Raw genomic sequence first — 19,338 nt, forward strand, 5'->3', positions numbered from 1 at the left:
TGAGCTAACTAAACTGCCTCGACCAGCGCCATGCCTTCGCCGCGCCAGTGTCCAGCTCCCACCACCACAATCTGGGTGGGCGCCCCCTGCATTTCAATCTCGGTGCCGGTCGAATCGTTCGGCGGGAACAGCGCACCACGCGAGATCGACAGCGCCGCGAGCGCAATTCCGAGCGGGAATTGCGTCTCCATGGCGTGGCCGAACACCGTGCCGGTCGAGCGCACCGGAAAGTCGGCATGGCTCTTGAGGAAGCCGCGCTCTTCCGAGGTCGCGGGCTCCGCACCGGTGGCTCCGGTGATGATGGCGCCCTTGCCCTCGCGCTTCGGCAGCTTGGCCCACAGCTTCTCCAGTGTCGCGGCCATGTCGCCGGGCCGCTTGCGCTTGGCGAGGTCTGCGACGACGCTCGACAATTTTGCGAACGGCTTTGCGCCGCGCGCTTCCGCATGCCCCTTGGATTCCAGAACCAGGAAGGCGCCGGCGGAGCCGAGCGCGAAGCCGGCGTGGTCCTTGCGCGCCCATACGGGAGCGAACTTGTCCTTGAGGTTGAAGTCGCCGAATTCGTAGAGGACCAACAGGTCCTTGCGCTCGCCATTGTGCGAGCCGCCGACCAGCGCGATGTCGCTTTCGCCCGAGGCGATGCGCGCAAGCGCAATGCGGGCGGCATCGGCGCCGGCGACCTCTTCGCCCATGAAAGTGCGCGAAGTGCCCCCCAGGCCGTGCACGATGGCGATGTTGCCGGCGAGCAGGTTGGAGAGCTGGGCCAAAAACAGCGTCGGCCTGAGATCGCTCATCAACCGCTCGTTGAGGAAGCCGGGCGCGTTGGCGCCCTTGGCCTCGGCCGTCAGCACGCCGCTGTCGACGTTGAGATCGCGCTCTCCGCCGCCAGCGGCCACGACCATGTCGATCTTCGACAGGATGTCCTTGTTGCCCTTGATCCCGGCGGAATCGAGCGCAAGACCGGCGGCATAGGTGCCGATGCGCTGCCAGGCTTCCATCTGGCGCTGGTCGCCCTTCTTCGGGATCTGGCTGTCGAAGGCAACAGGCATCAGCGGATGCACGATGTAGGGCGCAAAGCCCTTCTCGTCGACATTGATGCGCTTCTCCTGAAGCGCGGCCCAGTTGGCGTCCAGCCCCTCGCCGAGCGAGGTGGCCAACCCAATGCCGGTGATCCAGACCTCGGTCTGGCCAGGCTTCGAAGCGGGAGTGTCAGTCATGTCGATACGGCCTGTTGCGGAAATCCGACGCGCTTGGCGATCGCGTCCATGTGCGAGCGCATATCCGCATTGGGGAAGGGGATCAGCGTGAAGGTGAGCGCCGAATTGGCGCGCAGCTTGCCGCCGACTCTGATCTTGGCCTCGGTCATCGCATAGCCGGAGCCTTCATGGGTGAGGCGCGCCTCGATGCTCATGAGATCGCCGGGGAAGACCGAGCCGCGCACCTTGGCCTCCTTCACGGCGGCCAGGATCGGCATGCGCTCGAACTTGAACACGCCGAGCTGAAGCCAGCCCGAGGCCTGCGCCATCGATTCGATCAGGAGCACGCCGGGCATCAGGGGATAGCCGGGGAAGTGCCCCTCGAAGATGGTGCTTTCCTTCGGGACTTGCGCTTCGACGACGATCGTCTTCTCGTCGACCTTGAGGTCGACGACGCGGTCGATCATGTGGAAGTATTCGAGTTGCATGACTGCGCCCTTAGGCGCTCGCGCCCTTGGCCGCAACCAGTTCGTCGATGCGAGCGCAGAGGTTCTTCAGCACGAAATACTGCTCGGTAGTCGCCTTGCCGTCGTTGACCTCTTGAGTCCACTTCTCAAGCGGCAGCTTGATGCCGAACTGCTTGTCGATCGCGAACGCGATGTCCAGAAAATCGAGGCTGTCGATGCCGAGGTCATCGATGGCATGGCTATCCGGCGTGATCGTGTCGCGCGGGATGTCGCAGGTTTCAGCGATGATCGTAGCGACCTGATCGAATGTGGAAGACATCACTAAGCCTTTGATATATTGCGGGTATTTGTCAGATTGTCCAGAGTGGCACGGTGGGTGGGCATCGCGCCCCGAATGACGCCCTCAAACCCCCCTCTGGCCGGGTCGAAAGCCCGTATATCGGAGCGCCGCCCCGAGTTCAATGGAGCCGGGCAGGCCGAGGGGATCGCAAAGGAACAGGCTGGGGATGTCCGCCGGGACCCTTGCGCCGCGCGGCCAGCGGGCGAAACGGTCCTAAATATGCGGAGTCGTGATCTTGACGCAGTCGCGGCGGCCCATCAGCACGCAATCCTGGGTCCGGCGCAGGTCGGCGATGCTGACCGCGAGCCAGATCCCGATCGCGGTCAGCGCGATGGTGAAGGCCAGCGCCGCGATGTTGGCAAGCATGCGCTGGCGGAAATTGTCGGGTTCGGCGCGGGGCTGCTCATAGCGCGACAGGTCCAGCCGTTCGGGCGCGACGCGCAACGGTTGTACGGTGCCGCTGCCGCGCTGGACCGCCGGGGAAGGCGAGGTGCGCGGCCTGAACTGGAGCACCCGGTGCTCGTCATCCGAGCTTATGGGCCGCTGGTTGTTCATGGGGCGGGGATCACTCCGAAGCAGCGATTTAGATAGCATACGTGGCGAAGGCGTTGCAGAAAATCTTCTCAATGCTCGCGTGCATTTGTGCGTTTGCACTATTTGTGCATGGGCCGGTGCGGAGCCGTCCCGGAACCGGCCGTCGCGCGGCCGTGGTGTGCGGGTTGCGCCGCAAAGACAGGGATAGCAACAGCCACGGAGTTCGCCCTTCGTCCCGCCGGTATCGACTTGTGATCTCCGCGTCCTTTCCGAACGCATTTTGTCGCCGCGAAGCCCATGGCATAGTCGCGGGAACCCGGACCATTCGAGGACCTACCGATCATGACCAATACGCGCGAGCCGCGAGTGCATCCTGTCCCGATCCTGTCGCTCCGGCCGACGCAGATGACGGTGGGCATGCGCGAGGTCAAGGAGAAGCGCAAGCGCTGGCGCGAGCACGACGAGAAGAAGCAGGCTGATCTGCTCGGCAAGCACATGATCCCTGTCATCTGCGGCCCCGATTCGCGCTACTACGTGATCGATCATCATCATCTTGGCCGCGCGCTGCACGATGAAGGCGTCAAGGAGGTGTTGGTGACCATCGTCGGCGACCTCAGGATGGTCGAGCGCGAGGCCTTCTGGGGCGTCATGGACAACAAGCGCTGGGTCTATCCTTACGACGCCAAGGGCGAGCGGCGATCGTTCCGCGACCTGCCGAAATCGGTCGCCGACCTCAAGGACGATCCGTTTCGCAGCCTTGCCGGCGAATTGCGCCGCATAGGCGGCTTCGCCAAGGACACCTCGCCGTTCTCCGAATTTCTGTGGGCCGATTTCCTGCGCCGACAGGTCTCGCGCAAGGTGGTGGAGTCCGATTTCGACAGGGCGATCGAGAAGGCGATGGTCGCGGCCAGAAGCAAGAATGCCATCTATCTGCCTGGCTGGTGCGGTCCGGCGGACGATGATTAGGGCGGTGGTGCCGTGCGGTACCGGCAGCCGCACCACATCACGGTCGCTTGAGCGAAATCACTTTCCCGTCTCCATGAAGCGGTCCTGAAACAGGGCCACCCCATCTCTTGGGGCTATCGAGCTCACACAGGAGGCCGGAATGCGCCGTCTGGTTTTTGCCATTGCTTTGCTCGCCGTCGCCTCAGCAGGGATCTCGGCATCGTTTGCCGCAGTTCACCACGCCAAGACATTGTCATTTGCCGATCGTTTTGCCCCGGCGCTCGAGTTGATGACAAACCGCTAGCGCCTTGGCGGCCCGGACACGCTTGATCTTCCGCAAATTTGCGCGACGGCCGGCGGCTATGGTCCGCCCGCATGATTGCCGAAGCAGCGTTGCGTCCCGATGTCGAGGGCGAGGTGGGCTCAAGGTCATGCTGACTGGAGACATGGCCATGAGCATCATCTTTCGTATTCTCTTCGTCATCGCCGGCGCGGTCACCGCGCTGTTCCTTGCGCGCGATGCCCTGAACTTCACGATCATCCAGACCTTCGTTGCGATTCTGCTCGTGACCGCTATTCTGGGCGTTGGAAGTCTCTGGAGCCTGCGGCGGAAGACGTGAGCGAGGCAGAACGCGGCAGTTCGGCCGGTCTGAGTGAAGCCGGGGCCCGGCTGAGGCTGCAACAGGAAGGTTACAACGAGCTGCCTCGGCCCGAACGGCGTACTCCGCTGCGCATCGTCTTCGAGGTGCTGCGCGAGCCGATGCTCGCGCTTCTCCTGTGCGGCGGGTTGGTCTACCTCCTGCTGGGCGATCTCCGCGAGGCACTGCTTCTCCTCGCCTTCGGCGCCATCTCCATCGTGATCACCATCGTGCAGGAGGCACGCACCGAACGCGTGCTGGAAGCATTGCGAGAGCTGACCAGTCCGCGAGCGCTCGTGGTCAGGGACGGGGAACGCCGGCGGATCGCAGGCCGCGACGTCGTCCGTGGCGATCTCCTCGTTCTTTCCGAAGGCGACCGGGTTCCGGCAGATGCAGTGCTCACCAGTGCGCAAGATCTGGCGGTCGACGAGTCCCTGCTGACCGGAGAGTCGGTCCCGGTTCGCAAGCAGCCCGTCAAGATGCCGGCCGCCGAATCCGCCTTGGCCGATCATCGCCCGGGCGGCGATGACCAGCCCTTCGTATATTCGGGTTCACTCGTCGTCCGAGGCGAGGGCCTGGCCGTGGTCGAGGCCACCGGCCCTCGCAGCGAGATCGGGAAGATCGGACTGTCGCTGCATGGCTTGCAGCCGGAACCGCCGCGGCTGCAGCAGCAGACCGCACGACTCGTACGGCTTTGCCTCCTCGGCGGCGTGGCGATCAGCCTCGCCGCTGTCCTGCTTTACGGAATGTTGCGCGGAGATTGGCTGCAAGCGTTGCTTGGAGGCATTGCAATCGGCATGTCGATGCTTCCCGAGGAGTTTGCCGTCGTCTTGACGGTCTTCATGGCCATGGGCGCCTGGCGCATCTCCAAGGCGCGCGTGCTGACGCGGCGCGCCGCAGCGATCGAGGTGCTCGGCTCGGCGACGGTGCTGTGTACCGACAAGACCGGCACCTTGACGCAGAACCGGATGTCGGTTGCGGAGCTGAGGTTGCGCGACGGCGCATGCGTGCGCCCTGCGTCCGCGCAGCCCGGTCCTGTGGGAGCAGAGTTCCTCGAACTGGCGCGTTGCAGCGTTCTGGCGAGCTCGCCAGAACCCTTCGATCCGATGGAGAAGGCCCTACACGCATTCTTGCATGCAGGACTCCCGCAGGAGGGCGAGGCTGCGGACGCTCGGACCTTGATACGCAGCTATGGCCTGCGCCCCGAGCTGCTGGCCATGACCCAGGTCTGGCGATCGTCGCATCAGCAGGGTCTCCTAGCGGCGGCGAAAGGCGCCCCCGAGGCGATCGCGCACCTTTGTAAGCTGGATGGAGCGGATCAGGAGGCAATGCGGGACGCGGTCGCGGCGATGGCGAAGGACGGTCTTCGCGTGCTGGGCGTGGCCGCCGCAACGTTCGACGGCGAGGACCTGCCGCCGTCCCAGGAAGGCTTCGCCTTTCGGTTCGTCGGTCTGGTGGGATTGGCCGACCCGCTTCGTCCGGGCGTTCCCGAGGCGGTGGCTGAATGCCGTTCGGCCGGCATTCGCGTCGTCATGATCACGGGCGACTATCCGGCGACCGCCATGGCGATTGCCAGGCAGGCGGGACTCGACGTCAACGAGGTCGTGACCGGCGAGCAGATCAAGCTCGCGGACGACGGCGAGCTCGACGTGCTCGTCAGCAAGGTGAACGTCTTCGCGCGGGTTCTGCCGGAGCAGAAGCTGCGGATCGTTCAGGCGATGAAGCGCAGCGGCGAGATCGTTGCGATGACCGGCGACGGCGTCAACGACGCACCGTCCCTGAAGGCCGCCCATATCGGGATCGCGATGGGTGGCCGGGGCACCGACGTCGCTCGCGAGGCCTCCTCGATCGTCCTGCTCGACGACGATTTCGGCTCCATCGTCGCAGCCATCCGCCTGGGACGCCGGATCTATGACAATCTGCGCAAGGCGATGGCCTTCATTTTCGCCGTCCACGTTCCGATCGCGGGGCTTGCCCTGCTTCCCCTGGTCTTCGGGCTGCCTCTGGTTCTCGGTCCCGTTCATATCGCATTTCTGGAACTCATCATCGATCCCGTCTGCTCGCTGGTGTTCGAAGCCGAGCGCGAGGAGCGCGATGTCATGGCGCGCCCGCCGCGGCGCGCCGATGCAGAGCTGTTCTCGTGGGCCTTGGTGGGCTGGAGCGTCCTGCAGGGCGTCATGGCATTTGGTTTGATCGCCGTGATCTTCGTCGTGGCGCTTCGTTCCGGCGTTCCGGCGGACGAGGCGCGCGCGCTCGCATTCATTGCGCTCGTCGTCTGTATCGTGGCGCTGGTCCTGGTCAACCGGTCCTTCAGCGCCTCCTTCCTGTCGGCCTTCTTCCGCCCGAACCCGGCATTGCTCTGGATATTCCTGTCGATCGCGCTCGTTCTCGCCACAGCCCTGTTCTGGCCGCCGGCGTCCAGTCTCTTTCGTTTCGGTCCCCTGCACCTGGACGACCTGATGATCCCGCTCGGCGCCGGATTGCTGGTGATCACGGTGCTCGAATTGCTGAAACCGATTTGGGCGCGGCGGTTGCGATTCTAATCGGGTGCGGCAGCTCAGTCGTTGTGGTTCGCAGCCGTGCATCGTCAGCGTCGGGAATTCATGCAATCAGCGGAAGACGCATGCGAGATGCTGACGTCGTTCCATTAGAATGAATCCAGTCTACATAGATTCTACGACACGAGCGCCCAAAAGACTTTGATTATGCGCTCGGAGTCTCTGCATGGTCGTCCCGGTAAATTCGGGGACTGGGAATGCTGGAATTCGCGTTTGACGCACGCGCAACGAAGCGCGGACGCGTGTCGGTGCTGTGCACTCTTCTCGCGCTTGCTCCGGCCATCGCCTTTGGCGGCGACGCGCGAGCCCAGAGCGTGAGTGGCGCATCTGATCTTCCGCCGGTCGTGGTCGAGCAAAGCCGGGCGAACAAGCGCCCGGTCACGACATCGCGCAGCTCGCGATCCGCAGGTGTCCGCCGCGCACGATCGCGCACGGCTGGACAGCCGTCCCAGGCCGGTTCTCAGCCGGCCGCCGCTGCAACGGAACGCGGCACGGATCCGGTCAGGGGCTTTGTACCCGTCGTCAGCTCGGCTGCGATGAAGTCCGACACCCCGATCCTCGAGACGCCGCAATCCGTTTCCGTGGTCAGCCGCGAGCAGCTCGATGCCCGCTCGGTCACGACATTGGTCGAAGGATTACAGTATGTGGCAGGTCTTGCCATTCAGCCGGGCGGCAAGGACCCGCGCTTCGACAATGTCTTCATCCGCGGCTTCGACAACAACGGCTACGGCGCCTATCGCGACGGGCTTCGCGAGGTCGGCGATCCCGCCTTCCTGTCACTGTTCCGCAACGAGCCGTACGGTTTCGAGCGCATCGACGTCATCAAGGGGCCGAGCTCGGTCATGTATGGGCAGGGCGCGCCGGGCGGTCTCGTCGACGTCATCAGCAAGCGGCCGACCGACAAGGCCTTCGGCGAGATCGTCGGCCAGTTCGGCAATTACGACCGGTTTCAGGGCGCTTTCGATTTCGGCGGGCCCGCGACCAAGGATGGCACATTGCTCTATCGGCTGACCGGCGTGTTCAGGGATTCCGATGCGCAGATCGCCAACTTCTCGAACTTCGTGAAGGACAACCGGACTTATATCGCTCCCGCCGTAACCTGGAAGCCGACCAACGACACCACGCTGACCATTCTCGCCGACTACACCCACGATCTGACCGGCAATGCGTTTCCGCTGTCGATGGGTCATCTCAGCGGCGGGAAGGTCACCGGTATCACGGCGTTGCCGCTGTTCCTCGGAGACCCCAGCTACAACAGGTTCGACCAGGAGCAGGAGCGTGTCGGCTACCAGTTCGAGCATCGCTTCAGCAACAATCTGATCTTCGAATCGAAGGCTCGCTATGGCCACACCGAGCTCGACTATCGCTATTTGACGTTCGTCGGAACTCCGCTCGACACCACCACGGTCTTTCCGCGTCGCGCGATGCGCATCCAGGAGCAGGTCGACACCCTGTCGACCGACAACCACCTGATCAGCAAGTTCGGCACGGGGCCGCTTCAGCACATGGTGGTCTCCGGTGTCGACTATCTGACCTTCAACATGACGGACCGCACCTATTCCGGAAGTGCGCCGTCGCTCAGCAAGATCAATCCAGTCTACGACCAAGCCATCGCGATTCCGACTGCGCTCGTCACCCCCTCGGCGAACCAGACGATCGACCAGGTCGGCGTCTATGTGCAGGACCAGATGAAGATCCAGAACTGGATCTTCACATTGGGCGGACGGTACGACGTTTCCGAACAGAACACCTACGCCTTGGCGACCAACAAGACCACCGATACCAAGGACACCGCCGTCACCAAGCGAGGCGCCGTCTCCTACGTGTTCGATTCCGGCGTGGCGCCTTACTACAGCTATACGGAGTCGTTCCTGCCGACCCCGGGCACGGACTTTGCGGGCAGCCCGTTCAAGCCGACGACGGCGCAGCAGCATGAGGTCGGCGTGAAGTATCAGCCATCGCGGACCCTGCTGATGACCGTGGCGCTGTTTGATCTGACGCGGCAGAACTCGCTCACGAGCGATCCATCACATCTCGGCTTCTCGGTCCAGCTTGGCGAGGTGAACTCGCGCGGCATCGAGTTCGAGACGTTGGCGCAGATCGTGCCGGGGCTTAACCTCGTTGCGACCTATACCAACATGGACGTGAAGGTGACGCAAACCACCACTGCCGCAGACCTCGGCAAGGTGCCGACGCTCGTGGCCCGCCAGATGGCGTCGGCCTATCTCGACTATACGGTCCAGGGCGGCACGTGGGACGGTTGGGGACTTGGCGGCGGCGTCCGCTACAACGGACCGACCTTTGCCGACACCACCAACACCATCATCAACGAAGGTTACGTCGTGTTCGATGCCGGCCTGCATTATCGCCAGCCGAAGGGCGTGAACCTGGCGCTCAACGTGAAGAACATCGCCGACCGCGTCACGCTTGCCTGCACGACGAATGGCGGTTGCCAATACACCAGCCCGCGCACCATCACGGGCACGGTCAGCTATCGCTGGTAAGGATCGTCATGGTTCAGGCACGCACGATCCGCCTATGGTCCCGCGTTCACACCTGGACCTCGCTGGTGTGCATGCTGTTCCTGCTGATGCTGTGCGTGACGGGGCTGCCGCTGGTCTTTCACGACGAGATCGACGATCTGCTCGAGGACGAGATCGCGGCGCCCGCCATGCCGCAAGGAACGTCGCGTCTCTCGCTCGACCGGATGATCGCGGCGGCTCAAGCGCGCTTTCCCGGTCAGTACGTCCTGCTTCTCAACCTCAAGCAGACCGAGCCGCTGGTGACTGTCGCGGTTTCTCCGACCGCTATCCCGGCCCCGGGCAATTTCCATCGCCTGACTCTCGATGCGCGTACGGCCGAGGTGCTCGGAGAGGAGGCTCCGCATCAGGACGTCATGGACATCGTGTTGCGGATCCATAAGGACATGTTCGCAGGGCTCCCCGGCGAATTGTTTCTCGGAGCGATGGGGCTGGTATTCGCGATGTCGATCATATCCGGTGTGGTGGTCTATTGGCCGTTCATGCGGCGGCTGGATTTCGGCACGATTCGCCGGCGGTCGTCGCCGCGCGTCAAATGGCTCGACACCCACAATCTCCTCGGCATCGTCACCGTGACCTGGACGATGGTGGTGGGCCTCACCGGCATGATCAACACGCTGGCGACGCCGCTGTTCGACCTGTGGCGGGCGCAGCTCATTCCCGTCCTGCTGGCGCCCCATCTGGGCAAGCCCGTGGCTCCGATCCCTTCGGTTCAGGCCGCAGTCGAACTCGTCCGCGCCAGATTTCCGGATCGCCTCGTCACTTCGGTGACGATGCCGACCGCGGCGCGTTTCGGCAGCCCGCAGCACCTCGTCGTCTGGACCAAGGGAGCGACGCCTTTCACGGCGCGCATGCTTCAGCCGATGCTGGTCGATGCCAATGACGGCAAGACGATCGTGGCGCCTGAAGTGCCGTGGTATCTGAATACGCTTCAGGTCTCGCGTCCGCTGCATTTCGGCGATTACGGCGGGCTTCCGTTGAAGATCGTCTGGGCGTTTCTCGACATCATGACGATCGTCGTCCTCGTCAGCGGAATCTATCTCTGGGCGGCAAGGCGAAAGCCGTCGGTCCGCAAGCCGCTCCGCGCAGAGCGGATCACGGCAGTCGGTGTCTGATCCCATGCGTCCTTCCCTGTCCAAGGCGGACGCCCCGAACCTGGTCCGGCACCACAGAAGTGTATGGGACGTGTTCCGGGCGCCGCTCCTTGTCGGCTTGGTCTGCGCCGCGGGGCTCGGTCTGGCGCTCGTCGGCGATGGGATCTGGGACGGCCTGTCGTGGCTGGCTCTTTCGCTGCCGATTGCGCTTGCGGCGTTCTGCTGGCACCGCGCAGGCTGGCGGCGAATCCGTCGGACCGACTGCTAACGGTGCTGCTCTTCCGGGGCGCTTTCGACCTCATGCGCCTCGTCCCTGCCGCCAAGCATGCGGTGCAGCCAGCGCTCAATGCGGCGGCCGACCGTAAGCAGCACGAAGGCCAGCGCCAGAGCGACGGCGACGATCCCCCATTGCCCGGTGCCGCAGACGATGCCGAGGCATGCGGCAAGGAAGGTGCAGGCGGCACTGGTCAAACCGCGCACGCGAAAGCGGTCGCTCTCGTGGACGATGACTCCGGCACCGAGAAAGCCGATGCCGGTTAGGATGCCCTGGATCACACGGCTCGTCGCATCGGTCATCCTGCCGGGCTCGGTGAACTGGACCGCGAGCAGCACGACGGTTGCCGTTGAGAGCCCTACGATGCCGAGCGTCTTCAGTCCGATCGGCTTGCTGTGCAGGTCGCGGTTGAGGCCGATCGCGCCGCCGGCGAGCGTCGCTGCGCCAAGGCGCAGCAGGATTTCGGGCCAGTCCAGCTCGGTCATGTCTTGCCGTCACCTCTTCGGCAGTCGTCCCATCAGGTAGAACTCCTCGTTCGGGCGCATGCCGGTGAAATTCGCCAGCCGGTTCGACAGTGCAAAGAAGGCGGCGATCGCGGCGATGTCCCAGACGTCGTCGTCGCTGAAGCCGTGCGGTTGGAGCGCGGCGAAATCGTCCTCGGAAATCCGCTGAGCGTCGGCCGAGACCTTCATCGCGAAGTCGAGCATGGCCTTCTGCCGCGGCGTGATGTCGGCCTTACGGTAGTTCACCGCGACCTGATCGGCAATCAGCGGGTTCTTGGCGCGGATGCGCAGGATCGCACCGTGGGCGATCACGCAATATTGGCACTGGTTCGCCGCCGAAGTCGCCACCACGATCATCTCGCGCTCGGCCTTGGTGAGGCCGCCGTCCTTCTCCATCAGCGCGTCGTGATAGGCGAAGAAGGCGCGGAACTCGTCTGGACGATAGGCCAGCGTCAGGAACACGTTCGGCACGAAGCCGCTCTTCTCCTGTACGGCGAGAAGCCGCGCGCGGATGTCCTCAGGCAGCGTTTCGAGGGCGGGTGCGGGGAAGCGTTGCGTGGCGGTCTTTGTCATGGGCGTGGATTCCGGCTTGGGGCAGAAACCATAGTCTATGCGGAAGGGACGCTCTAGAGGCGTCGCAGGGTCTCGTGCCCCGGACGCGGCGCAGCGCCGCTTCGGCGGTACGCCGCTGAGCCGGGGGCCAGGCTTGTCTAAGGGCGGTGATCGCGGCGTGGGTCCCGGCTCTGCGCAGCAGCGTTGCACGCTGCGGCGCGTCCGGGACACGAGAGATGTGCTACCGCAGCGGCTTCTTCAACAGCGAGAAGCGGTCTGGATCGAGTCCCATCGAAGGCTGCAGCATCGGGGCTTCGACGCTGGACATCTTCGCCGGCGGGGCCGAGAATACGGGATCGTTCGGCACGTCGCGCTGCGATGTCGCGCCGCGCCAGCGCTCCAGAACGGCGCCGACGAAGTGCATGTCGTGACCGGAGGTGACCGACGGCACGCTGGAGATGGTGGCCTCGCCGCGCGGCAATTGGTGCGGCGGCACCTCCTTGAAACGCAGGCGCGTCGGCAGGGCAACGCCTTCGCCGAAGGCCAGCACTTCACGCGTGCCGAGCGACGGCACGAAGGAGAGCAGGTTCGCGGCCGCGTCCGATACCGCCGCGCGCAGCAGCGCCTGGTCGCGGTCATTGGCGAGACGCATGGTGAACAGCGTGTTGCACTGGGAGATGATGGTGGCGTCAAGCTCGGCCGGGCGCTGGGTGATGAGGCCGAGATAGACGCCGTATTTGCGACCCTCCTTGGCGATGCGCGACACCGCCTTGCGGGTCGGCCCGAAGCCGACGTTACGGTCGGCGGAGGCATAGCGATGCGCTTCCTCGCAGACGAACAGCAACGGCGAGACGCCGTCGCTCCACAGGCCGAAGTCGAAGGCCATGCGGCACAGCACCGAGACGACGGAATCGATGACTTCGGCCGGGAAGCCGGCGAGTTGCATCACCGTCATCGGCTTGCCGTTGGCCGGCAGGCGGAACAGATGGCTGATCACCTCGGCCATGGTGTCGCCGCCGACATTGGCGTTGTCGAACATGAAGGTGTAGCGCGGGTCGTTGCGCACGGCTTCGATGCGCGAGATCAGCTTGTGATAGATGATGCGCGAGGAGCGGTTCTCGAGCTTGCCCATGCGCTCGTCGATCAGCGACAACAGGTCGACCAGGCGATAGGGCACCGGGGTGTCGACCGTGTAGCCGATCTGCTTGGGGTCGATGCGCTTGAGGCCGATGCGGTCGGCGTTCTGGTACTGGGTGTAGACGCCCTTGGCGAGCGGGATCACCTCGGCGAGGATGTCGAGCTCCTCGGGCACGCCGGGCGCGGCCGCCGAACAGCACGTCGACGATTTCCTCGAAGTTGAACAGCCAAAACGGCAGCTTCAGATTTCGCGGGTTGAGCACCAGCGCGCGGTCGCCGAAGCAGCGGCCATATTCATTGTGCACGTCGAGCAGGAAGATGCGCAGGTTCGGCCGCGCCTTCAGGATCTCGTTGAGCAGCAGCGAGACGCCGGTCGATTTGCCGACGCCGGTCGAGCCCAGCACGGCGAAATGCTTGGACAGCATCTCCTCGACATCGACATAGGCGACGACGGAGCGGTCCTGCTGGAGGAAACCCACATTGATCTGATCCGACCCGGTTGGCGCGTAGATCGTGCGCAGCTCCTGGCTGGTGATCAGGTCGACGGCATCGCCGATGGTCGGATAATTGGTGACGCCGCGCTGGAATTTGGCCTTGTCCGCGGCGTTGAGGATCTCGCCGAGCAGGTCGACCGAGGCAATGGCGATGTAGCCGTCGGAGCTCGACAGATTCTCGCAGGAGACCTCGGTGATCATCGCGACGATGACCGAGCTGGCGCAGCGAATGCTGACGAAACGGCCGACGGTCGCCCGAACCTCCGAGATCGGCATTTGGCTTGCCGCCAATAGCCCGACGCGGGCGAGCGATCCGCGAACCGAAATCACGCGTCCAAAGGATGTCACGATGAATGAACCCGGCAAGAGCTAAGGGATTTGCTCCGGACTATGCGCGGCCGTCGCTGGACAAAGGGTTAAACGCCGGGCGTGCCTGCTCCGTTAAATCCGCGACAATTCGGCCGCCAAGTTTGTTCCTGATGCATACTTATGGGCGGAATCGCCGGGAAATTGCTGCCTTTCGAGGCCGATGCACCGGGCCGACCTTAAGGAAGATTTTACCATTCAGGCGGGCTACCGTCCGTTTGGAAGGTGGGCCGGGCGTGGCCGGCTGCCATTTGCAGCGGGCGTGGCGGCTTGATTTGTTGACGGGACCTAATCATTTGTACATTAGTACAAATGAAATCACCGGCGCCGTGCGAGGCGGGCGCGCGTCGTTGTGTCCTGCGTTCCATCGCGCCGTCCGGTGGAGCCGGATCGCAGCGACCTCCTGGAGGAATACATGCAGCCCGAACCGATCCTCGATCTCGCCCATCTCGGCCACATGGAGCTGCTGACGCCGAAGCCCGACGAGAGTTTGAAATTCTTCGTCGATGTGATGGGCATGACCGTCAGCGGACGACAAGGCGACTCGGTTTACCTGCGCGGCTGGGACGATTACGAGCGCTATTCGCTCAAGCTCACGGCGTCGAGGACGTCAGGCATGGGCCACATGGCGCTACGCGCGCGCAGCCAGCAGGCGCTGGAGCGCCGGGTAGCCGCGCTGAAAGGATCCGGCTTCGACATCGGCTGGATCGACGGCGACATGGGGCAGGGGCCGACCTTCCGCTGTCGCGATCCCGATGGCCACATCGTCGAGCTCTATTACGAGACCGAATGGTATCAGGCGCCGCCGGAGCTGAAGCCCGCGCTGAAGAACCAGGCGCAGCGCTTTCCGGCCCGCGGTGTCAACGTCCGTCGTCTCGACCATCTCAACTGTCTCGCCGTCGACATCAAGGCCAACCGCGAATTCTTCGAGACCTATCTCGGCTGCCGGCTCACCGAGCAGATCGTGCTCAATGACGGCCGCGAAGCGGCGATGTGGCTGACGATGTCGAACAAGAGCTACGACTTCGCCTATTCACTCGACCATTCCGGCGTGCCCGGCCGCTTCCACCACGTCACCTACGCGCTCGACAGTCGCGAGGAGATCCTGCGCGCGGCGGATATCTTCCTGGAGAATGGCGTGCATATCGAGACAGGGCCGCACAAGCACGCGATCCAGCAGACTTTCTTCCTCTACGTCTACGAGCCCGGCGGCAACCGCGTCGAGGTCGCCAATGCCGGCGCGCGTCTCATTCTCGCGCCCGATTGGAAGCCGATCGTGTGGACCGAGGAGGAGCGCAAGAAGGGCCAGGCCTGGGGATTGAAGACGATCGAGTCCTTCCACACCCACGGCACGCCCCCGGTGGAGGTGAAGCACGGGTAGAGACGTAATTCTGACGTTTCAATCAGTATCGTTCCGGGGCCTGAGCGTAGCGAAGGAGCCGGAATCCATAACCACCAGCCGGGGTTATGGATTCTCAGATGCGCAATTGCGCATCATAGCTCGCCGCTTCGCGGCGCACCGGAATGACGTCAGTGGGCTGAACTTCGCACCCGTGCGATCGTCTCGCGAACCCCGGCCCAGGCCGGCTTGTCCGGCGCGAACTGTCTGCGCAGGAAGGTGACGAGCTCCTCGACCTGTGCATCGCTCATGCTGTTCCTGAACGCGGGCATGTAGCCAAGGTCGCTGGAGGCGGGTTCGGTGATGCCGTGCAGGATCACCTGCACGAGATTATCCGCCTTCGTGCTGTGAATGTTGCTGTTGAGCGCGAGCGAAGGCCTGGTGCCGAACAGCGGCAGGCCGCCGACCTCGTGGCAGACGGCGCAGGCGCCCTGATAGAGGCGCGCGCCGGTAGAGGACGCGACGGTGACCCGTGTCGCGTTCTCGAGCCTGGCGGCGAGCGCATCCTGCGCCTGTTGGTCGGTCGCGCCGTCATTGAACGAGTTGAGATAGATCGCCATCGCACGAATGTCCTGGTCGGGCAGCGCCTTCAGGTCGCGGACGATCGGCGCCATCGGGCCGGCGGCGACGCCGTGGTAACGCGAATGGCCGGTGCGCAAATAGGCGTAGAGCTCATCCTCGTTCCACGGGATCGGCGCGTGCGAGGGCGAGGTCAGCGCCGGCGCCTCCCAGCCCTCGGCAAAGCCGCCGGCGAGATAGGCTTCGCGTTGCTCGGCGCCGAGCGCGTTGCGCGGCGAATGACAGGCGCTGCAATGGCCGAGGCTCTCGACCAGATAGGCGCCGCGATTCCAAAGCTCGGACTTGGCGGGATCAGGCTTGAACTCGCGCGCCTGGTGGAACAACGCGTTCCAGCCCGCGAGCAGCGGGCGAAGATTGAACGGGAATGTGAGCGCATTTGCTGGCGCGGTCGCGCGCACCGCAGGCTGCGCCATCAGGTAAGCATAGAGCGCCTGCATGTCGGCGTCGCTGGTCTTCGCAAAATGCGTGTAGGGAAAGGCGGGATAGAGCTGCCGTCCATCGCGATGCAAACCATCGCGCATCGCGCGCTCGAAGGCTGGATAGGACCAGGCGCCGATGCCGGTCTCGACGTCGGGCGTGATGTTGGTCGCGTAGATCGTGCCGAACGGCGTCTCCAATGCGCGGCCGCCGGCGTTGAGCGCGCCGCCAAGGCTGGTATGGCACCCCGCGCAATTGCCGAGCGCTGCGAGCTGCTCGCCGCGGGCGATGGTCGCCGCGGAATAGACCGACGCGTCGGGGCGTGCGATCGGCGCAATCGCTCGGCCAGGAAGAAGCGCAGCGCCAATGCCGATGGCAGCAGTGCAGACGGCTGCAACGGACGCAAAAATGCCGGCGCGCTTGGCGAACGGACTTGCCCAGACGCGAGACGGCTGCGGGTCCGCGGGCGCGGGCAGCGCCTGCGGCATCACCGCCGCATCGCCATGCAACCCCTTCAGGATGCGCTCGGGCGTGAACGGCGGCTCGCGAAAGCGCACGCCGGTGGCATCGAAGATCGCGTTGGCGATCGCCGCCGCGCTCGGCACCGACGCGGACTCGCCGACGCCGAGCGGCGGCTGATCCTGACGCGGCAGCATCAGGACGTCGATCTTGGGGACGTCGGGGAAGGGGATGATGGGATAGGCGCCCCATTCGCGCGCCGTCACCGCCCCGCGCTCGAACGAGACTTCCTCCATCAGCGCGCGGCTCGTGGACTGGATGACGTTGCCGTGGATCTGGTGGCGCACGCCGTCCGGATTGATCATCAACCCGGAGTCCTGCCCGGCGACGACGCGAGTCACGCTGACATCGCCGGTGGTCTTGTTCACCGCGACGTCGGCGACCCAGGCCGACCACGCCGCGCCATAGCCGGGAAACTTGCTGTGGACATAAAGCGCGTAGGCAAAGCCGCGTCCGTGCACGACCTCGCCCTCCTTCTCCTCACGGACCGGCCGCGGCGTCCACCCTGCACGTTCGGCCACTGCATTGACCAGATCGACCGCGCGCTGGTCCTTGAGATAGCGCAGGCGATATTCGATCGGGTCGACGCCGGCCTCGGTCGCGGCCTCGTCGATATAGGATTCGTGCGCAAAGGTATTCGGCAATGCCGAGACGCCGCGGAACCAGGAGGCGCGCACGATCGGCGGCATGTCATGGGCAACGACACGCATGTGGTCGTAGTCGTAGGGAGGGATCGCGGTGCGATCGCCCATCTGAAGCACGGCCGGATCGGGCGAGATGCGGCCGGTCAGCAACAGCGCCAGAGTTGGCGCGGCGTTCGAGGGATAGCGCGTTGCGAGATCGTAACCGGCAATGCCGCCGTCGGCATCGAGCCCGCCATCGACGTCGATGAGCTGCGCGGTGCCTTTGGGCTCCCAGGCGTGCTCCTGCTCGCGTGTCAATTGCACGCGCACGGGCCGGCCGACCGCGCGTGACAGCAGCAGCGCGTCGGCGGTGACGTCGTCGGCGCAGTTGCGGCCGTAACAGCCCGCGGCTTCCAGCCGGATCACCTCGATCTCGCTCTCGGGACGCTCGATCAGCAGGGCGAGGTCGCTGCGCAGCACGTGCGGGTTCTGCGTGCCCGACCAGACCCGGATATTGCCGTCCTGGACGTCGGCGACCGCGCACGACGGGCCGATCGAGGCGTGCATTTGATACGGCCACACATAGGTGCGCTGCATCGGCTTGGCCGCGCCGGCGATGGCCGCATCGACGTCGCCCTTGTCGATCAGCGTGCGCGGCGTCGATGGATTGGCGCGCAGTGCGGTCTCGACATCGGCAAGATCGGTGAGGACAGGCGTCGGCTTCCAGCTCAGCTCGAGCTGCTCAGCCGCCCGGATCGCCTGCTCCTCGCGCTCGGCGACCACGCCGACAAAATCACCGATGCGCACGACCGCGATCAGGCCGGGGACGTCGCGGACCGAGGATTCGTCGACGGCGATCAGGCTGGTGCCGACGAACGGGCCGGCATCGATGCCAGAATAGGGCGGGCGCACCACGCGGCCGTGCAGCATGCCCGGCACGCGGATGTCATGGACGAAAGTCAGCTCGCCCGTGGCCTTGGCCGGCAGGTCGATGCGCGGGACGGATTGCCCGACGATTGCGTAGTCGCCGACGGGCTTCACAGGGACCTCATCGGCAAGCTCGAGACGAATCGTCTCGTCGCCGATCAGCTCGCCATAGCTGACGCTGCGATTGTCGTGGCCGCGGACGAGGCCGTCTTCGATCCTGAGATCTGCCGCAGGGAGCTCCAGCCGCTCGGCCGCGCGTGCGATCAGGAAATGCCGCGCTTGCGCTGCAGCCTTGCGCAGAGGCACGGCGGTGATCTGGATGGTTTCGCTCGCGATCGTCGCGCCCTGGTTCGGAACCACGGCCGTGTCGCCGAGCACGACCACGACGCGCGCAAAGGAGACGTCGAGTTCTTCGGCGACGATCTGGCCAAGCGCGGTGCGGATCCCGGTGCCGAGATCGACATGGCCGTTATAGGCCGTGACCGAGCCGTCCGCGGTGATGCGGACGAAGGTCTCGGATGTGACCTCGTCCACGGTGCGGGCGACGACGAGCGACCCCGACGGCCGCTCAGCTCCGTTCGAAACAGGGGAGGCCATCAATCCGCGGCCTCGACGAACTGGCCCGATGCGCGCATCACCGCGCGCAGGATCTCGACATGAGTGCCGCAGCGGCAGAGATTGTAGCGCAGCGCCGCCAGCGCCTCCTGTTCGGTCGGCCGCGGATTGATCGCGAGCAACGCCTTGGCGGTCATGATCATGCCGTTGAGGCAATAGCCGCATTGCGCGGCCTGCTCGTCGATGAAGGCCTGCTGCACCACATCGGGCTTGTCGCGGGTGCCGAGGCCTTCGAGCGTCACGATGTCGCGGCCGGCGCAGCCGCTAACGGGAATCACGCAGGACCGCGCCGCCGCGCCGTCGATCAGGACAGTACAGGTGCCGCATTCACCCAAGCCGCAACCGTATTTCGGGCCGTTCAGCGCGAGCTCGTTGCGAAGCACATAGAGCAGCGGCGTGTCCGGCCCCGCCGTGACTTCGTGGATCCTGCCGTTCACGGTGAGGCGGATCGGTGTCTTCGTCATCCTCGTTCCCAAGCGCGCGTAACTCTACCGTGGCGAACGATACCGTTTGTACACAAACGTGCAAGCCGTGCATGCCGCACTGCAGCGTGGTTGCCTTCTTTGTGGACAGAGCGGATAGGCAAATGAGGTTTTATGCGGCAGCGGCATCTTTTGCGCTGCA

16 protein-coding genes and 1 pseudogene are annotated in these 19,338 nt (G+C 64.6%); 8 read left to right on the forward strand and 9 right to left on the reverse strand.

Annotated elements, in window-relative coordinates; genetic code table 11:
- Window positions 1-8: 8 nt before the first annotated feature.
- From ABIG06_RS27285 to ABIG06_RS27300, 4 genes are all read right to left on the reverse strand, one after another.
- Window positions 9-1,214, reverse strand: a complete 1,206-nt coding sequence (locus ABIG06_RS27285; protein ID WP_370139303.1) for a beta-ketoacyl-ACP synthase — start codon at window positions 1,212-1,214, stop codon at window positions 9-11.
- A complete protein-coding gene (locus ABIG06_RS27290) occupies window positions 1,211-1,681 on the reverse strand; it encodes a 3-hydroxyacyl-ACP dehydratase FabZ family protein (RefSeq protein WP_370139304.1) in 471 nt (156 codons plus the stop codon). Before ABIG06_RS27290 ends, ABIG06_RS27285 begins: the two co-directional genes overlap by 4 nt.
- A gap of 10 nt (window positions 1,682-1,691) precedes the next feature.
- Window positions 1,692-1,979 carry an acyl carrier protein gene (locus ABIG06_RS27295; RefSeq protein ID WP_007592476.1) on the reverse strand — a complete coding sequence of 96 codons (288 nt, stop codon included), beginning with the start codon at window positions 1,977-1,979 and terminating at the stop codon, window positions 1,692-1,694.
- 234 nt (window positions 1,980-2,213) lie between these two features.
- The gene (locus ABIG06_RS27300) at window positions 2,214-2,555 is read right to left on the reverse strand and encodes a hypothetical protein (RefSeq protein ID WP_124158672.1); all 342 of its coding nucleotides are present in this window, start codon (window positions 2,553-2,555) and stop codon (window positions 2,214-2,216) included.
- 321 nt (window positions 2,556-2,876) lie between these two features.
- Here ABIG06_RS27300 and ABIG06_RS27305 point away from each other — a divergent pair, with 321 nt between their 5' ends.
- From ABIG06_RS27305 to ABIG06_RS27335, 7 genes are all read left to right on the forward strand, one after another.
- Window positions 2,877-3,500 (forward strand): ParB-like protein, encoded by a 624-nt coding sequence (locus ABIG06_RS27305; RefSeq protein ID WP_370139305.1) that lies wholly within the window; start codon window positions 2,877-2,879, stop codon window positions 3,498-3,500.
- A 139-nt stretch (window positions 3,501-3,639) separates the two neighbouring features.
- A complete protein-coding gene (locus ABIG06_RS27310; RefSeq protein ID WP_370139306.1) occupies window positions 3,640-3,783 on the forward strand; it encodes a hypothetical protein in 144 nt (47 codons plus the stop codon).
- A gap of 148 nt (window positions 3,784-3,931) precedes the next feature.
- Window positions 3,932-4,099 carry a hypothetical protein gene (locus ABIG06_RS27315; protein ID WP_370139307.1) on the forward strand — a complete coding sequence of 56 codons (168 nt, stop codon included), beginning with the start codon at window positions 3,932-3,934 and terminating at the stop codon, window positions 4,097-4,099.
- On the forward strand, window positions 4,096-6,660 hold the full coding sequence (locus ABIG06_RS27320; protein WP_370139308.1) for a cation-translocating P-type ATPase: 2,565 nt from the start codon (window positions 4,096-4,098) through the stop codon (window positions 6,658-6,660). The genes ABIG06_RS27315 and ABIG06_RS27320 overlap by 4 nt, the downstream gene beginning before the upstream one ends.
- 551 nt (window positions 6,661-7,211) lie before the next feature.
- Window positions 7,212-9,179, forward strand: coding sequence for a TonB-dependent siderophore receptor (locus tag ABIG06_RS27325; RefSeq protein WP_370139309.1), 1,968 nt, complete (start codon window positions 7,212-7,214; stop codon window positions 9,177-9,179).
- 8 nt (window positions 9,180-9,187) lie between these two features.
- On the forward strand, window positions 9,188-10,330 hold the full coding sequence (locus ABIG06_RS27330; protein WP_370139310.1) for a PepSY-associated TM helix domain-containing protein: 1,143 nt from the start codon (window positions 9,188-9,190) through the stop codon (window positions 10,328-10,330).
- Window positions 10,331-10,334: 4 nt separating this feature from the next.
- Window positions 10,335-10,577: a hypothetical protein gene (locus ABIG06_RS27335; protein WP_370139311.1), complete on the forward strand. Its 243-nt coding sequence runs from the start codon at window positions 10,335-10,337 to the stop codon at window positions 10,575-10,577.
- Here the strand turns inward: ABIG06_RS27335 and ABIG06_RS27340 are convergent.
- From ABIG06_RS27340 to ABIG06_RS27350, 3 genes and pseudogenes are all read right to left on the reverse strand, one after another.
- A complete protein-coding gene (locus ABIG06_RS27340; protein ID WP_370139312.1) occupies window positions 10,574-11,068 on the reverse strand; it encodes an MgtC/SapB family protein in 495 nt (164 codons plus the stop codon). The two genes, ABIG06_RS27335 and ABIG06_RS27340, sit on opposite strands and share 4 nt — an antisense overlap.
- Window positions 11,069-11,077: 9 nt before the next feature.
- Window positions 11,078-11,659 (reverse strand): peroxidase-related enzyme, encoded by a 582-nt coding sequence (locus ABIG06_RS27345; RefSeq protein ID WP_370139313.1) that lies wholly within the window; start codon window positions 11,657-11,659, stop codon window positions 11,078-11,080.
- A 220-nt stretch (window positions 11,660-11,879) separates the two neighbouring features.
- Window positions 11,880-13,617 (reverse strand): annotated as a pseudogene (locus tag ABIG06_RS27350) (ATP-binding protein).
- 433 nt (window positions 13,618-14,050) lie between these two features.
- Here ABIG06_RS27350 and ABIG06_RS27355 point away from each other — a divergent pair.
- Window positions 14,051-15,016, forward strand: a complete 966-nt coding sequence (locus tag ABIG06_RS27355) for a catechol 2,3-dioxygenase (protein WP_370139315.1) — start codon at window positions 14,051-14,053, stop codon at window positions 15,014-15,016.
- Between the two features lie 149 nt (window positions 15,017-15,165).
- Here the strand turns inward: ABIG06_RS27355 and ABIG06_RS27360 are convergent, their stop codons facing one another.
- Both ABIG06_RS27360 and ABIG06_RS27365 read right to left on the reverse strand, forming a co-directional pair.
- A complete protein-coding gene (locus ABIG06_RS27360; protein ID WP_370139316.1) occupies window positions 15,166-18,696 on the reverse strand; it encodes a molybdopterin cofactor-binding domain-containing protein in 3,531 nt (1,176 codons plus the stop codon).
- Window positions 18,696-19,178: a (2Fe-2S)-binding protein gene (locus tag ABIG06_RS27365; RefSeq protein WP_370139317.1), complete on the reverse strand. Its 483-nt coding sequence runs from the start codon at window positions 19,176-19,178 to the stop codon at window positions 18,696-18,698. The genes ABIG06_RS27360 and ABIG06_RS27365 overlap by 1 nt, the downstream gene beginning before the upstream one ends.
- Window positions 19,179-19,338: the final 160 nt, after the last annotated feature.

The sequence above is a fragment of the Bradyrhizobium sp. USDA 326 genome (assembly GCF_049739485.1).
Taxonomy (GTDB): domain Bacteria; phylum Pseudomonadota; class Alphaproteobacteria; order Rhizobiales; family Xanthobacteraceae; genus Bradyrhizobium.

Excerpts from the sequence above, each read along its gene's own strand:
- ABIG06_RS27285 (WP_370139303.1), bottom strand. The coding sequence starts at position 1,214 with ATGACTGACACTCCCGCTTCGAAGCCTGGCCAGACCGAGGTCTGGATC.
- ABIG06_RS27290 (WP_370139304.1), bottom strand. The coding sequence starts at position 1,681 with ATGCAACTCGAATACTTCCACATGATCGACCGCGTCGTCGACCTCAAG.
- ABIG06_RS27295 (WP_007592476.1), bottom strand. The coding sequence starts at position 1,979 with ATGTCTTCCACATTCGATCAGGTCGCTACGATCATCGCTGAAACCTGC.
- ABIG06_RS27300 (WP_124158672.1), bottom strand. The coding sequence starts at position 2,555 with ATGAACAACCAGCGGCCCATAAGCTCGGATGACGAGCACCGGGTGCTC.
- ABIG06_RS27305 (WP_370139305.1), top strand. The coding sequence starts at position 2,877 with ATGACCAATACGCGCGAGCCGCGAGTGCATCCTGTCCCGATCCTGTCG.
- ABIG06_RS27310 (WP_370139306.1), top strand. The coding sequence starts at position 3,640 with ATGCGCCGTCTGGTTTTTGCCATTGCTTTGCTCGCCGTCGCCTCAGCA.
- ABIG06_RS27315 (WP_370139307.1), top strand. The coding sequence starts at position 3,932 with ATGAGCATCATCTTTCGTATTCTCTTCGTCATCGCCGGCGCGGTCACC.
- ABIG06_RS27325 (WP_370139309.1), top strand. The coding sequence starts at position 7,212 with ATGAAGTCCGACACCCCGATCCTCGAGACGCCGCAATCCGTTTCCGTG.
- ABIG06_RS27330 (WP_370139310.1), top strand. The coding sequence starts at position 9,188 with ATGGTTCAGGCACGCACGATCCGCCTATGGTCCCGCGTTCACACCTGG.
- ABIG06_RS27335 (WP_370139311.1), top strand. The coding sequence starts at position 10,335 with ATGCGTCCTTCCCTGTCCAAGGCGGACGCCCCGAACCTGGTCCGGCAC.
- ABIG06_RS27340 (WP_370139312.1), bottom strand. The coding sequence starts at position 11,068 with ATGACCGAGCTGGACTGGCCCGAAATCCTGCTGCGCCTTGGCGCAGCG.
- ABIG06_RS27345 (WP_370139313.1), bottom strand. The coding sequence starts at position 11,659 with ATGACAAAGACCGCCACGCAACGCTTCCCCGCACCCGCCCTCGAAACG.
- ABIG06_RS27355 (WP_370139315.1), top strand. The coding sequence starts at position 14,051 with ATGCAGCCCGAACCGATCCTCGATCTCGCCCATCTCGGCCACATGGAG.
- ABIG06_RS27360 (WP_370139316.1), bottom strand. The coding sequence starts at position 18,696 with ATGGCCTCCCCTGTTTCGAACGGAGCTGAGCGGCCGTCGGGGTCGCTC.
- ABIG06_RS27365 (WP_370139317.1), bottom strand. The coding sequence starts at position 19,178 with ATGACGAAGACACCGATCCGCCTCACCGTGAACGGCAGGATCCACGAA.